The organism is Saprospira sp. CCB-QB6 (assembly GCF_028464065.1).
Classification (GTDB): domain Bacteria; phylum Bacteroidota; class Bacteroidia; order Chitinophagales; family Saprospiraceae; genus Saprospira.
Window position 1 is genome coordinate 3,270,190 of the sequence record NZ_CP116808.1, and the last position, 21,838, is coordinate 3,292,027.

The 21,838-nt window shown below is 47.6% G+C and carries 7 protein-coding genes; 2 read left to right on the top strand and 5 right to left on the bottom strand.

Features of this window, described 5'->3' with window-relative positions; genetic code table 11:
• Positions 1–5 precede the first annotated feature (5 nt).
• Both PPO43_RS12575 and PPO43_RS12580 read left to right on the top strand, forming a co-directional pair.
• Positions 6–2,147: a flotillin family protein gene (locus PPO43_RS12575; RefSeq protein WP_272618301.1), complete on the top strand. Its 2,142-nt coding sequence runs from the start codon at positions 6–8 to the stop codon at positions 2,145–2,147.
• A 426-nt stretch (positions 2,148–2,573) separates the two neighbouring features.
• Entirely contained in the window at positions 2,574–7,538 is a 4,965-nt protein-coding gene (locus PPO43_RS12580; protein ID WP_272618302.1) for a DNA repair ATPase, read from the top strand.
• Positions 7,539–8,063: 525 nt separating this feature from the next.
• Here the strand turns inward: PPO43_RS12580 and PPO43_RS12585 are convergent.
• From PPO43_RS12585 to ffh, 5 genes are all read right to left on the bottom strand, one after another.
• On the bottom strand, positions 8,064–14,180 hold the full coding sequence (locus PPO43_RS12585) for an alpha-2-macroglobulin family protein (RefSeq protein WP_272618303.1): 6,117 nt from the start codon (positions 14,178–14,180) through the stop codon (positions 8,064–8,066).
• Positions 14,181–14,879: 699 nt separating this feature from the next.
• On the bottom strand, positions 14,880–15,800 hold the full coding sequence (locus PPO43_RS12590) for a peptidoglycan recognition protein family protein (protein ID WP_272618304.1): 921 nt from the start codon (positions 15,798–15,800) through the stop codon (positions 14,880–14,882).
• Between the two features lie 148 nt (positions 15,801–15,948).
• Positions 15,949–18,507, bottom strand: coding sequence for a protein-disulfide reductase DsbD family protein (locus PPO43_RS12595; protein ID WP_272618305.1), 2,559 nt, complete (start codon positions 18,505–18,507; stop codon positions 15,949–15,951).
• Between the two features lie 358 nt (positions 18,508–18,865).
• Positions 18,866–20,014, bottom strand: coding sequence for a methionine aminotransferase (locus PPO43_RS12600; protein WP_272618306.1), 1,149 nt, complete (start codon positions 20,012–20,014; stop codon positions 18,866–18,868).
• Between the two features lie 353 nt (positions 20,015–20,367).
• Positions 20,368–21,708 (bottom strand): signal recognition particle protein, encoded by a 1,341-nt coding sequence (gene ffh, locus PPO43_RS12605; RefSeq protein ID WP_272618308.1) that lies wholly within the window; start codon positions 21,706–21,708, stop codon positions 20,368–20,370.
• Between the last annotated feature and the right edge of the window lie 130 nt (positions 21,709–21,838).

Below are 21,838 nucleotides of genomic sequence, written 5' to 3' on the forward strand. Positions count from 1 at the left end.
TGCTCATGTTACTCGTAGCCTTGCAAATTGGGCTCATCGTTGGTGCAGTGATTCTGCTCATCTTGATTGGCTCTCTTATTCTTTTTGCCCGTTGCCACCGAAAGGTCCCCCAGGGACGCGCACTAATTAAAACCGGCTTTGGTGGTACTAAGGTCGTTTATGATAGTGGAATGTTAGTCATTCCCGTTTTGCACAAAGTAGAAGAAATGGATATCTCGATCAAAACGATTGAGGTAGGCCGTACAGGTAGCGAAGGTTTGATCTGTCAAGATAACCTCCGTGCCGATATCAAAGTAGTATTCTTTGTTCGAGTCAATAAAAACAAACAGTCTATTCTTGAAGTAGCTCAAGCCATTGGTTGCTCTCGTGCTTCTAAGCAGGAAACGCTCAACAGCCTTTTTGATGCTAAATTCTCTGAGGCCCTAAAAACAGTAGGTAAGCAGTTTGACTTGATTGATCTCTACACGGAGCGCAACAAGTTTAAGAACAAGATTCTGGAAACCATTGGCACCGACCTCAACGGCTATGTTTTGGATGACTGTGCTATTGACTACCTTGAGCAAACGCCTATCACAGCCCTAAAGCAGGATAATATCCTTGACTCTGAGGGGATCAAGAAGATTGAAGAATTGACTTCAATCCAAATTGAAAAGACCAACTTTATCCGCCGCGAAAGAGAGAAAACCATCAAGCAACAAGATGTAGAAGCTCGTGAAGCCATCTTGCAACTTGAGCTCCAACAGGCAGAAAAAGAAGAGCGCCAAAAAAGAGCCTTGACCATTTTGCAGGCCGAGCAAAATAATGAGGCCGAACAATTGGTGATTGCCAAAAACTTGGAAACCGAACTCAAGCGCAAAGAAGCGCACCGCCAAGAGGGCATTGCCGAGGAAAATAAGGAGCGGGAAATCATTGTGGCCCGCAAAAATAAGGAACGCACCGAGGCTGTAGAAAACGAACGCATCGAGATCGACCGCCTTTTGGAGGTAGAGAAAAAAGAACGTTCGGTAGGAGAGGCCCGGATCGAAAAGGAAAAGGTCCTAGAAGCCAAAAAACGCGATATTCAAGCGATTATCAAAGAGCGTAAGGCCGAAGAGAAAAAGACGATCGAAGAAGATCAAAAGATCCAAGATACGATCCAGTTGGCGGAAGCAGAGCGCGAACGCCAAGTGGCCATGATTAACGTACAAAAGACCACTGAGGCCCAAAAAGTAGAGGAAACTCGCCGTGCGGAAGCCGAAAAAGCGGTGGCGGAAATCAAGGCTCAACAAATTATTATTGAGGCCGATGCTAAAAAAGCCGCTCAGCAGAAGGAAGCCGAAGCGCGCAAAATTGCCGCTGAAGCCAAAGCCGCTGAAGAAGCCACTGTTGGTTTGGCCGAGGCAGAAGTGATGCAAGCCCGTGCCGAAGCCACCGAACTTGAAGGTAGCGTAGAGGCTCGCTTGATTGAACAAAAAGCCCTAGCCGAAGCCAAAGCGATTGAGGCCAAAGCCGAAGCAACTCGCAAACAAGGTTTGGCCGAGGCTGAAGTTAACCGTGAAAAAGGAACTGTTGAGGCCCAACTCATCTCGCAAAAAGGTACCTCTGAAGCTAGCGTGATTGAATTGCGCCTAGCTGCCGAAGCCAAAGGTTTGGCCGCCAAAGCCGAGGCCATGAAGGCCCTAGACGGCGTAGGTCGCGAGCATGAAGAATACAAACTCCGTCTGGAGCAAGAGCGCCAAATCGCTTTGGCCGAAATCGAAGCTCGTCGCGCCATTGCCGAGGCGCAAGCTCGCCTCCTAGGCCAGTCTTTGAGCAACGCCCGCATCGATATCGTGGGTGGCGAAACGCAATTCTTCGATTCTTTGCTCAACTCTATCAACAAGGGCAAATCTGTAGATCGCTTGATCGACAGCTCGCAGCATTTGCAAGATTTTAAGGGTGCACTTTTGGGCAATGGCGTAGAACAAGGCCTATTGAGCCGCCTACGGGAGTTTGCCCAGGAGTACAATATCGGTAGCGATACCCTCCGTGACCTAACCATTTCTGCGCTTTTGTCTCAGTTGTATGGCAAGGTAAGTGGCAACCAAAAAGACCTTATCCGCAGCATGATGGACCAAGTGAGTAGCTTGGGCATCAACAACCAATCTGCTGCCGACTTGCTAGGCTAATTCTGATTTGGGGCCTCCCGCAGCCCTTTAAAGTGGGGCTGCGGGCGCTACGGTCCGCAGCTCGCAGGTCTGCTCGGCCCTTCAGCGCTAAAGCGCTTCGGTCTGGCCCTGCGGGCCACTGCTCCCCATCGCTAGTCCGTTCGGCCCAAGGGCCGGGCGGCTGCGCCGCCCCAATCAAAACTGCAAAAAAAACGCTTAGTGGACCAAGAGGACGGCTAGGCGTTTTTTCATTTCATTTTGGTCCTTGAGTAGGCGGCCTAGCCGCCGCAGAGGCGCGCAGCGCCTGGCTGAGGGATGGAAAGGGGGGCGGCGAAGCCGCAGACCCAGCGGGCGCAGCCCGCGCAGGGCCGAGCGAATAGCGAGCCCCGACACAGCCCGACCCGCCCGCAGGGCGGGGCAGCCCCAAGAAAATCTCCAAAAAAAATTATGGCAAAGGAAAATATAGCCCCAGAACTAGAAGAGGAGCAAAATAGCCAACTCGAAAGCGGTACCTATGAGGTCATTAAGGGCCGATTGAACCGCTATGGAAAAGAGTTGCGAGGCCGCCTAGATGAGCTGAATGTGGCTCGGAAAGAGGTCTTTGGCGCTATTGAGCTAGAACTCAAAGGGAATTCTCGCATCAATACCGAAAATAATTGTGTGGCCCGCGACATTATTGCGGTGGGCGACTTCTGTATTTTTGGTTATAATGTGCAAATGGGCCTTCGGTCCGAAATTAAGCTAGAAGATATTTTTAGCGCCTATCAATTTAATGGCGACCGCTTTGAGGAAACGGAGTTGAGCGCTCTGTTTGAGGGCCAAAATCGCCAGTTTTTAACCGACTTTAGCAACTTATTCCGCTATTATAAGGATGCGGTTTTTGCCAAATTCGCCATTGAGCAGAATAGTCCATTTTTCTATATGGTCTTTCAGCTTAGTGAGGATGTGAACGACAGCAAAATGTTTAAGTGGGAGGTTCGAGATGGGCAATTGCTCTATTTCAACCAACCAGGCGAGCATCGCTATAAATTTCCGGCTCAGCATGAGTTTGAGTGGAAAAAAGTGAGTCGGGAAATGTATCGTTATGGCGATCATCCGCATATTTCCATTTTGGATCGTGTGTTTGTAGAAACCGTGGGTGGCGATTTGACCATCAAGGTAGAAGACAATACGGCTGATGGGCAGGGAATTTATCGGGAAGAGGTGGTTCAAAAGGACCAAAAACTAGAAGATGCAGACATCCAATTTGCCGATTTGGGCAATTTGATTGTCTTGCGCATGGCCCCTTATTTAGAAGATGCCCGTTATTTTGTCTTTAATGAAAAGCTACAAGCTGTAGAGCGAATTGACACCTTAGAACATTCGGGAATTTTGCTGCCGGGCAGCCAAGGGCTCATCTTTGCCAATGGTTTTTATCTGCAAACTGGCGACTACAAAGTCTTTGATAAGGCGGGCGGTAGTGGCTATAAGTTTGAGCGCCGGGTGCAATCTCCCAATGGAGAAGACCATTTATTCAGCTTCTACAATCAGCAAAAAGGGACCTATATTTTGCTCTCTTATAATGTGATTGAGCAGCAGGTGGCCACGCCTATTCATTGCCATGGTTACACCCTTTTCCCGAATGGAGAACTCTGTTATTTTAGAGCAGAAGAGAGTGCGACCAAGCACCATATGATTCAGATTTGGCAAACGCCTTATATTGAGGGCGACATCATCCCCTCTGAGCATACCGATAGCTTTTTGTACAAGGTGGGCAACCGCGATATTGTACGGGCCATGGCCGAATGTCAAGAGCTACTGAGCTTATTGGGCAAGGATGAAACCTATAGCGATCTTTATTTTGATCTGACCAAAAAATCGAATGACATCCTTGATGCCTATTATTGGATCAAGGACCCTCAGGCTTTTGGGATCGATGCGCCCTTGGGCGAGATTCGTCAAGCGGCCAATGCCGCCATTGATGAGTTTGAGAAAGTGCAGGCCATCAAAAAGGCGAGTAAAGAAAGTATTCAGGAAGTGGGGCAGCGGGCCAATACCTTATTTAAGGAGGTCGAGCAAGCCAGCTTTAATCAGATTGGCATCTTCGTCAACTTCTTATCTGAGTTACGGATTATCCGTGGGGAAATCATCTCGCTCAAGGACTTGCGTTATGCAGACCTCCCTTATATTGAAGGCTTAGAGGCCCAAGCTGCCGAAAAGCTAGAGCTTCTTTCTACCGAATGTGTGGCCTTTTTGCTGCGGCCCGATGCTTTGGAGCCCTATATGCAAAAAGTAGATGAGGCCAAAAAGGAAATTCCGGCGGTAGAAACTGCTCAGCAAGGAAAAAAACTAGAAGAGCGCATTGATGGCATTGGTAAAGAGCTAGAAATGTTGATCGAGATTGTGTCGAACCTCAAAATTGAAGATGCGACCCAAACCACTCGAATTATCGACAGCATTACCGATATTTTCTCCCTGCTCAATCAAATTAAAGCGGCCCTTCGTCGCCGCCTCAAAGAGCTCACTTCTGCCGAGGGCCAAGCTGAATTTGCGGCCCAGATGAAGCTGATCGACCAGTCGATCATCAACTATATTGACATCTCGGATACGCCCAGCAAATGCGAGGAGTACCTGAGTAAATTGATGATTCAGGTAGAAGAGCTAGAAAGTAAATTTGCCGAATTTGATGAGTTTATCCTCAAGATTTCGGAAAAGCGGGAAGAGGTCTACAACGTATTTGAGACCAAAAAGCTCAGCTTGGTCGAGGCCATCAACCGTCGCTCATCGGCTTTGCAAACTGCAGCCGAGCGGATTTTGAATGGGGTGCGCAATCGGGCCAATAAATTAAAATCGGTGGTCGAGATTAACGGCTTTTTTGCCTCTGACCTCATGATTGATAAGCTGCGTGAAAGCATTGAGCAGCTTAGAGAATTGGGCGATAGCAATAAGGCGGGCGATCTACAAACCCAGCTCAAAACCATTCAGGAAGATGCTTTGCGTCAGCTTCGGGATAAGGAAGACCTTTTCCAGGGCGGGGGCAATGCCATCCGCTTTGGTCGCCATAGTTTTGCGGTCAATACCCAAACTCTAGACTTGACCATGGTGCCTCGTTCGGGCGGTATGTATTATCATTTGACGGGAACGGGCTTCTTTCAGGAAGTTGAGGACCCAGAATTTTTAGCCACTAAATCGGTTTGGGACCAAAGTTACCCTTCTGAAAATGCCAAGGTCTATCGAGCCGAATTTTTGGCTTATTTGGTGCTCAAAGAACTGGAAGCTGAGCAAAACTGGCTCAAAGAAGATGAAATTTTGCCCTATGTGCAGAAGTTCATGGCGAGCCGCTACCAAGATGGCTACAACAAGGGAATTCACGATGAGGATGCGGCGCAGATATTGGGCAGTTTGCTCTATTTGCATCAGCATATCGATCATCTGTCTTTTGGTCCAGAAAGCCGAGTATTGGCGCAATTGTATTACCTCCGCCATTTGGAGGAAGAAGAGCGGCAGCTGTTGGACAAGCAGTTGCGTTCTGCTGGACAATTGCTCAAATTATTTCCCAAAAGCAAGGAATTTGACCGCTTACTGGAAGATTTGGAGGCGGATATTCAAGATTATTTGGCCCAAACGGCTTTGTTTGCTCCGCATTTGGCGGCTCAGGCCGCGCGCTACTTGCTAAAAGAGCGGGCCAAGCGCAACTATTTCTTGATTTCGGGCCAAGCGCACGACCTCAAGCAGGCCTTTTTGGCCCTTTTAGAGGGGGAGGCTATGCAAAAGGATTTTGAACAGGCCATTCGAGAGCTGGATGAGTTTCCCAAACAGCAATTTGAGTTATTGCGGCAGTGGCTCAATGCCTTCTGCGATAGCCAAGAGCAGCCCAAAGCCTATTTGGATGAGGCCGCTTTGATTTTGTTATTGGGCCAATATCAGGAAAGTCAGGTCTTGCAGGTGAATACACAGCAAGAGCTGCTTGGCTTGCGGGGAGAGCATAACAGCATTGGCGAAAATGGGCGCTATTTCCTCGATTACAACCGCTTTATGGATAAAATGCAGGCCTATATGGCCCAAGATCTGCCTTTGTATGAGCGTTTTATTCAGATGAAAAAAGATTTGACGCATCAGTTTAAGGAGCAGTTGCGATTGAGCGAGTTTAAGCCCAGAGTACTGTCTTCTTTTGTCCGAAATAAACTGATTGACCAGCTATATCTCCCCATTTTTGGCGATAACTTGGCCAAGCAAATCGGTACTTTGGGCGAGGGCAGCCGAACGGATCGCATGGGGATGTTGCTCCTCATTTCGCCTCCCGGTTATGGTAAAACTACCTTGATGGAATATGTGGCCAACCGTCTGGGCTTAATCTTTATGAAGATTAACGGTCCAGCTATTGGACATGATGTGGTCTCTTTAGATCCTTCAGAGGCCAAAAATGCGGGGGCACGCAAAGAGCTCGAAAAGCTCAACCTCTCTTTGGAAATGGGCGATAATGTGATGATTTATCTGGATGATATTCAGCACTGTCATCCCGAGTTTTTGCAGAAATTCATCTCTTTGACGGATGGACAGCGAAAAATTGAGGGGGTTTATCAGGGCCAAACCAAAACCTATGACTTGCGTGGTAAGCGGGTTTCGGTGGTCATGGCGGGTAACCCTTATACCGAAAGTGGGGATAAGTTCCGGATTCCCGATATGTTGGCCAACCGGGCCGATATTTACAATTTGGGGGATATTATTGGAAAAACGCAGGATATTTTCGAGCTCAGTTATATTGAAAACTCCTTGACCTCCAATCCCGTTACCCAAAAGTTGGCGGCCAAATCTATTGATGATTTGTATCCCATTTTGGAGTTTGCCCAAACGGGCCGCAGAGAGGGCCTAGAGTTTCGGGCCAATCACTCGCCTCAGGAGCTTAATGAATATGCGGCGGTTTTGAAAAAAATGCTGCGCATTCGAGACGTTATTCTCAAGGTCAACCAAGGCTATATCAAATCGGCGGCGATGCCCGATGCCTATCGAACTGAGCCGCCCTTCCTTTTGCAGGGCTCGTATCGGAACATGAACAAATTGGCGGAAAAAGTGGTGGCCGTGATGAATGATGAGGAGATTGAAACCTTGTTGATCTCGCATTATAAAGGCGAATCACAAACCTTGACCACCAGCGCCGAGGCCAATATGCTCAAGCTCAAAGAGATGATGGGCCTACAAACTGAGGAGGAGCGAAAACGCTGGGAAGAGGTCAAAGCGGCTTATGTCAAAGACCGTTTGTTGCAGGGCGATGAGCAAAACCCCATGGTCCAAATGGTGGCGCAGCTCTCCAACTTTTCCGATCAACTTGGGAATATCCAGAAGGCTATTCTCAAGGGCATAGAGGAGGCGGCCAAACGGCCTGTAGAGGCGCCCAGCAAACGAACTGCTGGTCCTTCCTTTAAGAAACGCTAGTACGAAAAAGACTTCCATTTTTGGGAGTCTTTTTTTTGGGGGCTGCCCCAGCCTTTGGCTGGGTCGGGCTGTCTCGCAGCTCGCTGTTCGCTCGGCCCTTCAGCCGCCTTTGGCGGCTTCGGTCTGGCCTTCGGCCACTGCTGCCCATCCCTCAGCCTGCGGCGGCTTCGCCGCCTGCAAAACCGTTTACTGCAGCCTAAAGGCCGCAGCCAATCTTGTTGGTCCTCATTTTTCTTGCCGCAGCGGCTTAAAAGCCCCTGCGTCTGATTTTTGTGGAGGGCGGCTGTTTTTAGGCCCAGCAGCTTTTGGACTGCAGGAATGGCCGAAGCGGAGGACTTCCATTCGGCCTAGCGATGTGCAGCAGTGGCCGTCAGGCCAGACCGAAGCCCGAAGGGCTGAAGGGCCGAGCGAATAGCGAGCTGCGAAACGTAGCGCCGCAAGGCCGCAGGCCGCAGCGGAGGCCCCAAAAAAATACCCCCCATCAGAAGATGCTGATGAGGGGTGAAAAATGCTAAAGGGCCTTGTTTATTTCACTTCTAGGCGGATACCTTGAGAATGTGAAGAAAATTCTGGCGCGTACATGCATTGAATGCTGCTAATTCCGTTGCTAAAGTCGCCTTTTTGGGCTACTCGAACAGGGTATTCAAAGACATAGGTTCCTTTGCTCAGATAAGAGAAAAAGAAGTGCGTAGCGGCATCTTTGGTGCTTTCGTAATAGCCTAAGCCACCTTGGTATTTGTATTGGCTGAGCACATTGGTGGGCTCGAAAGCGGCGGCTCTTTGGTCTTTGAGATGGACATATTCCATATCTCGGTCGACACGAAGTTCGATGCGGACCATGACCAAATCGCCTACTTCAAGGCCTTTTTCGGCGGTGATGGGCTGTAATTCTAGACCTCGATCGCCTTTTACTTGCTTAAAGAGCTGCTTTTTGAGTTGCAAAGGCGTTTCTTCAAAGCTTTCAATCTTATCGAGTTGCTCAAAATACTGCCAGTAGATAGCGCCCCAAGCTACAGAAGCATTGGGATTTTTGATTTCTACTTGGGCCATTTTCGGTTCAATCTCCTTGGCAGACCAGCGCTTTTTGATGTAGCCAGTGCCAGGTTCGGGATTCAACGCTTGTTGGTCCAGTAGTTCTCCCCCCAATTTGATATCAATGGGTTGGCTATCGACCAAATAGTTTTCTCCACGGGCCAAAAGGGCATAACAAGCGGCTGCGGTTGCCTTAGTGGTTTTCCAATGCGTCGTTTGCTTGGCTTTGAGCAACCAAGTTTTGAGTGCCTCCACCGTTTCTTGATCATTGGCCACCTCATCAAAGAGTTCGATCATCAAACAATGGCGTTCGATGGGCAATTCATACCAGAAATAGCCATGTGGCGACTGCCAGTACATGCCCATTTCTTCCGATTTGAGGGCTCGTTCTTTCAAGGATTTGATAATGCTCTGTTGTACTTCGGGAAGGTTTTCGTCGCGGTGCAGGGCAAGGGCAATCATGCCTTGCATGTAAATCGACTTCTTGAGGGCGTAAGCCTGCATTTGTCCAGTATAATAGGCTCTAGCCTCTCTTAGGCGGCGGCTTTTCAACTCCACCTTAGGGAAAAAGCTGCGGGCATAGAAATAATGGATCACCATATAGTCCAGATGGTCCTTTTTGAGGTAAGCTTCTGGATCTTCTTGGCGTTTGGCCGTCGCTTGCAAGCGATCGTAATGATCGAGCAGTTGATTATCAATGTAACGAACTGCTTTGATAATCATATCTTGGCTCATGGGCTCATTTTCTTGCGCCACGCCCATTACTTGCAAATGGCCCATGCCTTCTACAATATATTGGCTGATGTACCAGCTATCGCGGCCACCTGGGAACCAAGGGAAACCGCCATTGCCGAGCTGGCGATCGGCCAGTTTGCGCAAGGCTTGTTTTTGTTCTTGGCCCATGCGATTGAGATCAAACAAAACGCCTAGATGCTTCTTTTGTTGGGCCTCTGATTGGGCCTGCAAAACCCAGGGGGTTTCTTCCAAAAGGGCATTTTTGAGTGCTTGGTTTTTGCTCAAATTGCTTTCTAGAGCTTTAGAGCCAGAGGCTTTCCATGCCTCAAACACCCGCTTAATTTTGGGATGTGAATTGGCCACATTAGAGGCCAAACTGTTGGCATAATAGCGAGAGAACAACTGCTCACTACATTCATGGGGGTATTCCATGAGGTAGGGGAGCGACTGCACCGCATACCAAGCCGGGTTAGGCGTAAACTCTAAAGTATAGCTATAGTGTTCGAGGGTATTCGATTTGCTGAGTTCTTGCATACGCTTAAACTCAAAGTTTTTATTGGTCTTGCCACGAACGGGCAAAGGCATGCTTTCGGTCACCAACATACGGTTGCTCAAAACAGGCAAGCTACTTTCCTCTCCATCGCTAAATTGTCCAGCTTTGGCGACAATTCGATGCACAACAGGAGTTGTCCAGTTGCTAGGAATCTCCAATTTCCAGCTTAGGGCCGTAGCGCCTTTGGCTTTTAGGCTAAAGCTTTGGCGATTGTTTTTATTGGCCCATTCGGTATCAATGGCTTGCATGCTATAGGCATCAAAAAGCAACAATTGGGCTTCGCCTTCTAGCGGATCGTCTACCAAAGAGTTGATCTTGGCCGAAAACTCCATTTTATCGCCTTGGCGGAAGAAGCGGGGGGCATTAGGAACGACCATAAGGTCCTTTTGCGTCTGTACAAGCGCTTCTTTTAATCCTACTTTGAGGTCTTGGGTATGCGCCAAAAGCATCAAATGCCAGCGAGTAAGGGCTTCATTCATTGTAAAGGATAAAATGACATTTCCTTCTTTGTCGGTGCGCAGTTGTGGGAAGAAAAAGACGGTTTCATTGAGGTTGGTGCGGACCTTTACGTCTCCTAAATCTTCTGCATCTTTATCGCTGGCTTCTTTAGACGCTTCAGCTAGCCCACTATCGGCAAGAGGGGGGGCAGGGGCAACAGCTTCCTTCTTTTCTGCTGCTCCAGCAAGCTGCATATCCTCCATCATAGGCTCTTCTTCCATAACGACATTGTCTGATTCTGTAACACTTAGTGTTCTAGAACGAGACTTATACATTCTTCTAGGGCTAAAGCCCCAATCATAGAAAGAAAAGCCCTGCCAGTTGAGGCTACTCCATTTGTGGCTAGGGTAGCTATAAGAGAGGTTCCAGTCGTAGGCTACTACTAGGTTAGCTTGTTCTACATACATACAGTCGGTGGACCAGTTAGCCGTGCCATAATAAGCCCCATATAGCGACAAATTCCAATCATGTCCAGCCAAGGCATCTAATGAAGCATCATAGAGCGAGGCCACTAATTCCGCTTCTACTGCGGCCTTATCGGGACCTGTAATCTTGAGCTCCCAGCGTTCTTCTTGGCCAGGCTGTAGCTTATCTCTAAAGGTAGAGAGTTCTATGTTTAGCTCTTTGTTCGTATGTGGAACATAAACATTGATGCGTTGGCTAAAGCTGCGGTTATAGCGCAGGCCGATTAGGCGGAAATAGAGGTTCCCCCGATCATCTTCCTGAACGGTATAGCTCTGTTTATTCCATTTTTCGCCTAGTTGCAACCAACTTCTTTCGCTAACGCCTTTCCCTTTTTGATCGCGCTCAAAGAGTACAGGGAAATCTGTAGCTGAAGTTAGAGCAAATTCAATCGTTTCGCCAGGTTCTACTGTGAAGCTTGTTTGGTTGGCAAAGAGGAGCTCTTGTACATTTGCTTTTTTAGTTTGGCTATTAAACAAACGGAACTCTCGTTCTAGCTTGATTTCTTGGCCATACTTATCGGTAGTTTTTATAGTCAGGCGATAGTAGCCTGCGGGCCACTTCTTGAGCAATTTCTGCAGATCAATTTCTTTTTGTTCTGCGGTGTTGATGCTGTTTTTTCCCTGAGTTTTAATGACGGCCCAAGTTCGGCTTTGGTCCTCTTGCTTATAGGCAATATGTGGAAAAGCCGCTTTGAACTCTTGCTCTCCCAAGCTATAATAATCGGGCTGCTCCCATTGGCGTTTAACATAAATGTTTTGGGGCTCTTCTAGGCGCTCCCAGCTCAATTCGAGCAGAGCGGGCTCAAAGCCTCCATTGAGGTTGCGGCTATTGAGTTTTAGCTTGCCCAGCTTTTGTCCTTGGTCCAATTCGCTTTCCAAGTTAACAGAAAGGTCTAGGGCGATAGCACCTACCCGAACAGTGGTTTGGCTAGAACGGGTCTCGCCATTGATGTCGGTCACATCCACATAAATGGTATAGTTAAAGACGGGCTGCTTATCTAAGCTGATGCTTTTGTCTGGAACGGCCTCAAATTCAATTTTGGCCACTCCTTTCTCATCCGTTACGCCTTCTCCTTTGGTAATTTCTTGGCTTTGGCCCGACCAGGGGTTCCAGCCCCAATAACGCCAATAGGGGAAGCGCACTTCTCGCACTACTCGATAGCTGAATTTGGCCTCACTAATAGCAGGGCCCGCCAAGGCTTCTGCCTGAGCAAAGACAGCCACTTGATCATTGAGCTTATAGGCTTCTTGCTGAGGCAAGAAGTTTACCTCAAATTTGGGCCGCTTGTATTCTTCTACCAAGATACTATGCTCACTATAATAGCCTTGCTCCAAAACTCGAATACTCATTTCTCCCATCAAGCCTGTTGTCGGAGCAGTGAAACTGCCTTGCAAACTACCATATTCATTGGTCTTGAGTCTTAGCTCTTCTAGCTTTTGCTCATTGACATCAAAAAAGGCAACCTTATATTCTTTATTCTTGAGGAGTTCATAGCTTTCTCCTTTGCGGTATAAGACAATCCCCTTAAAATAAATCGTTTGCCCAGGGCGATAAATGGCCCGATCGCTAAAAAAGCGAGTTTCTTCCCGCCCATTTTCTCTAGGCGCATCATAATCGTAATTATAAAAGCTGCTTTCTGGCAAAAGAAAGTCTTTCCCTTTCTCTACCCGAATGCTATAGCTGTAGTAATCGTCATCTTTCTTGAGCTCCTTGCTTAGCGCATAGCCCATTTCATCCGTAAGTACCGACTTAAGGCGCTTCCAGTTGTATCTATGTTGTCGCTCTCTAAATTCTACTTTTACTCCTTTTTGAGGTTCTCCCGTCCAACGATTGATGACAATAAACTCATCTTGCTCCTTTTCTTGCCGCTGAATGAGACCCAAATTGGTAAATTGAACAACGGCTATCGTATGGGCATTTTTAGCATAGCTAAAGTCCGCATTAGCCGAAAACTGAAGGACATAAATACCAGGATCAGCCTGCGCCGGAATCATTAACTCGGTCCCATGCCACTGAAAATCTCCAGAGTCAATTAACTGATGAGACTGGCTATATAGAGGATCTCTTTTGGCCAAAAAGTCTATTTGCCCCTGATCTGCATAGCGAGTGTCCAGAAAATGCTCTAGCTCCGACTCACTCAACTTGATGAGGCGCAAATGTACCTGACTCAAGTTTTTATAATCCAAACGAATGAGGCCCGCCTGATTCAAGGGTAAATACCGCTCAATCTCCATAGATAAGCCCTTTTGCGCCAACTCTACTTTTAAGGTTTGTGCTTGCTTGGCCCCAAAACTCTTGGGGTAATCCTCAATGATGGCTGTTGCAATAGAATCTGCCACTTTTAAGGCCCAACGCGCCTTGGGATCTGGCCGACTAGGCGAATAAACCCGCCCTATTTGCTTATAATAAGTCGCTTTGGCAAAAATAACTTCGGCCACAGCATCCTGCCCCTCATATTTCTCTTCTAAGGCCGTTAAGGCTGCCAAATAAAGCTGCTGCTTATCCTTATTAATAGATTGTGAATAAGTCCACTTCAAGCGACGCAACTCAAACTGTAACAGGACCAAAGGCGACTTCCGCTCTAGCGATCTGGCCACAATTTTCTGATAAAGTTTAAGCGTCTGCCATTTATGCGAAAAGCTATCTCGGCTCTCAATTTTTTGCTCAACAAACTCTTGCCCAATGGCAAAAAACGCAGGCGATTCTACATAAAACTGATAAGCGGGCTGACTCAAATAGCTGTTCTCATTCTCAAAGAAGTTCAGGGCTCTTTGGGCCAATAGTTCATAAAGCGTAGGCTGCAAATCCGCATCAAAATCTGTCCGAGACAAAATGGGCGCAAATTGCCCCAACTCCAATTCTAAGGCCGCCGGATTCGATAAAGAAGCCCAATACAAAGCAAATGCCTGCTCCGTAATTCGCTCAATATCCCAAGTCCGAATGTCCTTGAGCTCCAAATCATTCACCTTGCTCCGATCCGAAAACTTATAATAATGATTGTTCAAATACTCATGATAAAGCTGAGCTACCATAGACTGCAAGAGCGCTTTTTCACTGCCCTCGGCCTTTTGCATCTCTTCTTCCAAGCGATAAATGGACTTCACTAAACCGTCCTCTTCCAAACTGCCCTGAAACTTGTTGTAATACAACAAGCCCTTGACATAATGCGCCGCTCTAGCCGGTCCAGCCTCTGCTTTTCGAATAATTTGCAGCAAACTGTCCGTCTTTTTAAGGGCCGATTCCGGCAAGCCCTGCCTATCTAAAGAATCAATCTCTAGCCAGGCTTTTTCATAGTTCTGGGAAAACATCTGGGTACTAATTAAAAGGCTAAATAATAGCCATAATGGGTATCGTTTCATTGACTTTGTTTTAATGAAAGAAGATAAGGGGGATTGCCTAGAAGATGCAACTTTTTTCCCAATAGTTGCCCTCCTTTTTCCTCTTTTGTTTTCTTTAAGAGTTGTTGTTTTGGGGCCTCCGCTGCGGCCTGCGGCCTTGCGGCGGTTACTCCCTTTGGTCGTCGAACTGCGCCCTAAAGGGCTTGTTGTCGCTTTGGGGCTCGCTATTCGCTCGGCCCTTCAGGCTACACTTCGTTTCGCCTTCGGTCTGGCCCTGTGGGCCACCCCGCCGCATCGCTAGGCCTGCGGCCCTTCGGGCCTGTAGGATGGATATTATAAACCTACAGCTTGGCCCTACAGAATCTTAAGCAAAAAATACAACCGTCTCCAATATTTCGCTGCTAAGCGAGCTTAGCTCCCCACAGGAAGGGCCTAAACAACTGTTTAGGGTCAAATGTATTTTGCATAAGGGGTTTAAACAACTGTTTAAGCTAAGAATTTAGAGCTGTTGAGTATCTTTTAAGCAGTTTTATGGCCCAGCGATGCGGAGGGGTGGCCGCAGGCCAGACCGAAGGCGAAACGAAGTGAAGCCTGAAGGGCCGAGCAGAACTGCGAGCCCCGAAGCGTAGCGGCGGCCGACCTAGCCGAAGGCTAGCCGGCCGCGGGCCCCAAAAAAAAGGAAGAACGATTAAAATCGTCCTTCCTTAGAGAATGCAGTAGTTATTTAAATAGTCGATACACTTTTTGGAGAACGTCTGTAAGTTCTGCCTGCGGAAAAGTATCGAATTTGCCGTATTCAAAGTTGGTGTGGGTACAAAGTTTTCGGCGGAGGGCCATGGCTTCCCAGCTTAGTTCAAACCAGTCGTTCATGGGGCCATCTTGGCCATAATTGATCTTTAGTTTTTGGCCCAAAACCACTAAAAGCCGATAGAGGGCATCGAGTTGGGCGGGGCTGTATTTGTGCCAATAGGTATAGGTTCGGAAAGGCTGCGGCAAGACGGCCACCTCATTGGCAGGGACCTCAATTTTGCCGCCCAAGGCATAGTAGCGGCCATTTTTCTTCTCCAGAATGCCCCAGCTACAAAGCTCAATGCCCACATAAGATTGATTGACCAAGATATTGTGCTCATTGGAAAAGCCCATGCGTTTGGTCAGAATATGATGCGCCCAAGCGTCGATTGGGAGGCATTGTACAATTTTCCCATCGCTTTCGGCATTGCCCGAGGCGCCCCCGCGGCCAATAACGAAATGGGTACCTACGGGGCCTCGGCGGTCGGCTTTCCAGACCTCCACCACCCGTTCGGGCCGTCCCCCAGAGACCGTATGATGCAAGCAAACGCCAATTTTTTTGCTGCTGCTTTGGATATATTCGCCGGGGCCCAAATCTAGATATTGGTCGACAATAGGGGCAAAAGCTTGGTTATTTTGATTGATTTGCTCATTAATTTTGGCCCAGGTTTTTGGTCCAACAATGCCATCGGCCCAAAGGCCTTCCTTCTGCTGAAATTTTTTGACGGCCTGTTCGGTCACGGCGCCAAAGAGGCCATCGGCTACCAAAGGGTAGCCCAATTGATTGAGTTGTTGTTGCAGGGTTTTTACGGCCTGCCCTTGGTCATTTCTTTTGATTGTGGGATTGCTCATTGGGAGAGGTTTGATGCTGAGGAAAAGTAGTTTCTCTGTGGAGCACATCAACTTTTTGGCCTAGTTGGTCTTGGGTTAAAAAAAGTCTGGGGCTAAAAAACAAAAAAGCCCAGCTAGAAGGCTGAGCTTTTTGGGTAGGTTCCTAAAATTATTTCAGTTCCCCTTTGTTCCAAAGTGCATAATTGCTTAATCCGCACTCCAAAAATTCTTGATATTTATCTTCGTTGAAAACGGCACCTACAGGGGTATTGAGGATGGTTTCATCGGGGGCCATCAGCACATATAATGGCTGAGATATTTGGCCAAAGTTGAGGCGCTCGAAGGCGGCCCATTTATTACCGATATTCCGAATCTTTTGGCCATCGGGAGCGATAAGGGTTTTTTCTAATTTTGTGCGGTCATCTACATAGAGAGAAATGAGCACATATTCTTCATTCAGAATTTTATTGATTTCGGGTTGAATCCAGATTTGATCTTCCATCTTACGGCAGTTTTCACAGCCATAGCCCGTAAAGTCAATCATGATGGGCAGCTTCTGCTCTCTGGCATAAGCCAAACCTTCCTCATAATCGTGAAAGCAGTTTTGTAGGCCAGCGGGGCAGTCGCAGGGGTGGAAATAAGAGTAGCAAGCGGGGGGAGCCAAACCACTCATAATGGGAGGCGTGGCATAGGTGCCCGTTTTTTCATCTACGGTAAAGCCTAGGGCAAAATAAGTGGCCAAGGCAATGCTAAACAAGCCCAAGCCTTTGCGAGGAAGGCTAATTTTAGCGCCTTTCATATCGTGTGGGAAGCGGATGAGGCCCAAAAGGTAAATCCCCATAGCAAAAGCCACGACTACATAAATTGCTAAGAAGGTTTCATATTTGAGGAGCTCCCAGTGCATGGTCATATCGGCCTTAGAAAGGAATTTAAAGGCCAAGGCGACCTCAATAAAACCTAAAACTACCTTTACTACATTCATCCAGCCACCAGAGCGAGGCAAAGAATTGAGCCAACCTGGAAAGGCCGAGAAGAGCGCAAAAGGAAGGGCCAAAGCAGAAGAAAAACCAAGCATCCCCACGGCAGGGGCCAATTGGCCACCCTCTGCGGCTTGCACCAAAAGCGTCCCGATAATAGGACCGGTACAAGAGAAAGACACCAAAGAAAGCGTAAAGGCCATAAAGAAAATGCCTAGCAAACCACCACGATCGGCCGCTCTATCTGTTTCATTCGACCAAGAAGAGGGGAGGGTGATTTCATAGTAGCCAAAGAAAGAAATGGCAAAAGCAATGAAAAGGATGAAAAAGCTAAGGTTGGGAATCCAGTGGGTAGATAACCAGTTTAGGGCATTCTCTCCAAATACAATGGTAACAAACATCCCCAAAGCTACATAGATACCAATGATAGAAAGGCCGTAAATGGTCGCATTGCGAATCCCTTCTGCCTTAGATTGGCTGCGCTTGGTAAAGAAAGAAACCGTAAGTGGAATCATTGGGAAAACGCAGGGCGTCAATAAGGCAAACAATCCCCCAATAAAGCCAAAGAAGAAAATCATCCAAAGGCTGAGGTTGGCACTTTCTACCTCTGTTCCACAGTTTCCACGAGCTTCCGCTGCTTTTAGGCTGCTGCGAATATCGGGGCGATCAATGCCCGTCAATACTTTATTCGGATCGAGTTTGGGCGTAGTTGCTGCCGCGGCCTTAAAAAAGCTAAATTCCAAATCAGTAGGGGGTAAGCATTGCTCCTTATCACAGATCATATAGGTCAAAAAGCCTTCTAGGGCTTTGCTGCTGTCCAAGATTTCTACTCGCTGGCGAATCTCTAGTTGGTTTTTGTATTTGGTCAGCTTCATATCAAAAAGCGGATCAAAACCAGAGACCTTATTCTTAGGATCATTGGTGCTTTCTGTTGGCCCAGAAAGTAGCTTGAAATGATCGCCTTCTACAAAGTTGAGTTTTGTAGCTACGGGACCATCTTCTCCCTCCAAAAACTGTGAGTAAGTATGCCAGCCTTCGCTCATTTCTGCTCTAAAGATGAGCTCATAGCTGTTCCCTTCAATCAAGCGCTTTTCATAGCTCCAACGAATGGGTTGTCCTTCTACTGCGCTGCTTTTAGGCGCTGTTTCTTCCTCTACGGTCAGTTCTTCTTTGGGCGTTTCAGCAGGTGGATCTAGCTGAGCCGTTGTATTGGAAGCATTCTTCCCTTTGGGCGACAGTTGTCCAGATTTTCCATCTTCAGGAGACTCTTGGGCCGACTTGGGCTGAGGTAAAGCCGCCAAATCAATATCAAACTCATAGTTTGTTGGAGGCAAACAACTTTGGTCATTACAAGTCATGTACTCCAGATACCCCACCAAGTGCTGCCGCTTATTGGGGGTGGCCACTGTTTTCAAAATCTGCAAGTCATTCTTATATTTAGTCACTTGCATCTCGAAAATCTCATCAAAACCCGATTTCTTATTTCCTGCATCACTCGTACTTTCACTCGCTTTCCCCACAGGCGTAAACTCTCCCTCCTCAATGGTGACAGAGGTTGCGACTGGCCCATCTGCTGAGGGCAAGAAGAGAGAATAGACATACCAGCCTTTTTCAATTTTGGCCTTAAAGGTAATACTGTATTGCCCATTGCCTAAAGCCTTGGCTTCATGTTGCCAATGAACAGGCGATTGGGCTTGCAAGCTGCCCAAAAGCGCAAAAAGAGGGAAAAAGAGTAAAAGGGTCCTAAACATAGTGATGGATATAAGAAAATACTGTGAAATGCTTGTTTCTAAAGGGTGTTATCTAGAGGTAAACAGCCTTGCCAATCTCATTGGCTTTCGACAAAGCTAAAAAATATATCGCTTAATGGGCGTTAATCAAAGGTTAAGCAGAACTTTAGAGAGTTGTAAAATTGTGACAATGAGTTTTTTTTGGGGCTGCCCCGCCCTTCGGGCGGGTCGCTACGCTTCGGGGCTCGCAGTTCTGCTCGGCCCTTCAGGCTTCACTTCGTTTCGCCTTCGGTCTGGCCTGCGGCCACCCGTCGGGCAGCTCAGCCGCGGCGCTTTGCGCCTTTGCGGCGGCTTCGCCGCCTGTCCTCTCCAAAATGCCTTATAGCTTTTGCAATTGCTGGGCCGCTGCGGCTAAGGTCTCATCGGTTTTGGCAAAACAAAAACGGACCACCTTATTATCGGGCTGCTCTTGGCTATAAAATGGAGAAAGCGGAATGACCGCCACACCCTTTTCTATAGTCAACCAACGGGCAAAATCGACATCGCTCAAATTAGAGATTTGGCTATAATCTCCCAACTGAAAATAACTGCCTCCAGAGGGCACAAATTGAAAGGGCGTATCTTTCATGAGGTCCAAAAAGAGATCGCGCTTAGCCTGAAAGAAGGCGGGGAGCTCCAAATAAGTGCTGGGATCTTCTAAGTATTCGGCTATGGCGTATTGCACAGCTGTATTGGCCGAAAAGACATTGAATTGATGGACCATTCTAAATTCTCGCATGAGCGGAGCAGCCCCCACCACATAACCCAATTTCCAGCCCGTGGTATGCAAGGTTTTGCCAAAAGAATAAGTGGCCAAGGTCCGATCTCGCAAAGCAGGATAGGAGAGGGCCGATAAATGCTTTTGCCCATCAAAAACAATATGCTCATAGACCTCATCACTCAATAGAATGATATTGGTTGGCGCCAAAAGATCGCTTAAGGCCTGCATATCTTCTGCGCTGAAGCAACGTCCAATGGGGTTGTGTGGACTGTTAATGATTAACATCCGCGTTTTGTCCGTAATCAGTTGGCCCAATTGTACCCAATCTATGGCCCAATTGGGTGCTTTTAAGGCATAGGGTACCGCCTTAGCCCCCGCCAACTCAATGGCAGGCACATAACAATCATAGGCGGGCTCAATAATGATAACCTCATCGCCTAGACCAACAAAGGCCATAATAGAGGAAAAGATGGCTTCTGTAGCTCCCGCTGTAATGGTAATTTCTGTGGCTGGATCATAACTGGCCCCATAAAGGGACTCCATTTTTTGAGACAAACGCTGATTGAGCTCTGGCACTCCCGCCATGGGCGCATACTGGTTTTTGTCGGCCAACATATATTTATGGACCAAATCAATCAATCTGCGATCTGTTGGATAATTGGGAAAACCCTGCGATAAGTTGATGGCCTGATGCTTTTGCGCCAAGGCCGACATGACCGAGAAAATGGTGGTTTCTGCCGCAGGAAATTTAGATTGGAATTGGATCATCTTGTTTAAACTAAGGTATGGAATGGAAATGGGCCATTTAGGCGGCGCAGCCGCCCTTGGCTGAGGGGCTGTAGCAGGGCCGCCGAAGGCGGCAGACCCAGCGGGCACCGCCCGCGCAGGGCCGAGCAGACCTGCGAGCTGCGCAATGGCCCGACCCGAGCGAGAACTCATGAGGGTTTTAACCCTCATTTTGTATAGCTTCGCAAAGCGAAACCGCTTTGCGCTGGGTTTCAACCCGGCGGAAGGGGCAGCCCCAAATAAAGGTCCCGAAAATAATAAGTTCTCTTTGCATTAACAAAAAAAAGGAGCCACCCAAAGGCAGCTCCTAATATAATATTATTATATGCTCTGATCTAGCGGAATCCTCTAGGGATGTTGGGCATGCGCATATTGCCTGCGCCTTGCATTTTGCTCATCTGGAACATCATCTTACGCATTTGCTCAAACTGACGCAAGAACTGATTGATTTCCTCTACGCGGTTGCCGCTCCCTTTGGCAATCCGCTTTTTGCGGCTACCATTGATCACACCAGGATTTCCCCGCTCTTCAGGAGTCATAGAAAGAATGATGGCCTCAATTTTATTAAAGGCATTGTCGTCAATATCAATGTCCTTGGCAATTTTGCCCATACCAGGAATCATCCCGATCAAGCTCTTGAGGTTACCCATCTTGCGAATTTGGGCCAACTGCTTGAGAAAGTCGTTAAAGTCAAACTGATTCTTACGAATCTTCTTCTCTAGGCGCTTGGCTTCCTTCTCATCAAAGTCCTCTTGGGCCTTTTCTACCAATGAAATGATATCTCCCATGCCCAAAATACGCTGGGCCATACGATCGGGGTGGAAAATGTCCAAGGTGTCCATTTTCTCTCCCATAGAGATAAACTTGATGGGCTTACCTACAGTGTATTTGATCGAAAGAGCAGCACCACCACGAGTATCCCCGTCCAATTTGGTCAAAACTACCCCATCGTAATTGATGCGATCGTTAAAGGCCTTTGCAGTGTTTACGGCATCTTGTCCAGTCATTGAATCTACTACAAATAGCGTTTCTGTTGGCTGGATCGCTTCTTTTACAGCAGCAATCTCCGTCATCATCTCCTCATCTACGGCCAAACGACCCGCAGTATCGACGATCACGACATCATATTTTCCTTTTTTGGCCTCGGCAATACCGTTTAGCGCAATCTCTACGGGGTTTTTGTTGTCCATCTCTTTGTAGATGTCAACACCCACCTGCTCGGCAACAACCGCCAACTGATTGATGGCCGCAGGACGATAAACGTCACAAGCAATCACCATCACTTTTTTGCTGCGTTTGTTCTTCAAGTGGCGAGAAAGCTTACCCGTAAAGGTCGTTTTACCAGAACCTTGTAGACCAGCAATCAAAACAATACCCGGATTGGCCTTGATGTTAATCCCTACAGATTGTCCACCCATCAATTCGACCAACTCATCCTGAACGATTTTAACCATCAAATCACCAGGACGCACCGATTTCAATACATTGCGTTTTCCTAGGGCTTCATCTTTTACCTTGTCCGTAAAAGATTTGGCAATCTTGTAGTTTACATCGGCATCAACCAATGCACGGCGAATCGCTTTAACGGAGGTGGCCACATTGATTTCGGTCAACTTACCGTCACCCGAAAGGTTCTTAAAGGCCGCATCTAAATTATCTTGTAAATTGCTAAACATAAATATAGAGATCTAATTCTTCTTAGTTGAGATGGAGAGATGATTGGGGTTTAGAGGGGCAAATATAGGCATTTTTTATAGTTTTTTTAAATTTTTTTGGGGCTGCCCCGCCCTTCGGGCGGGTCGGGCC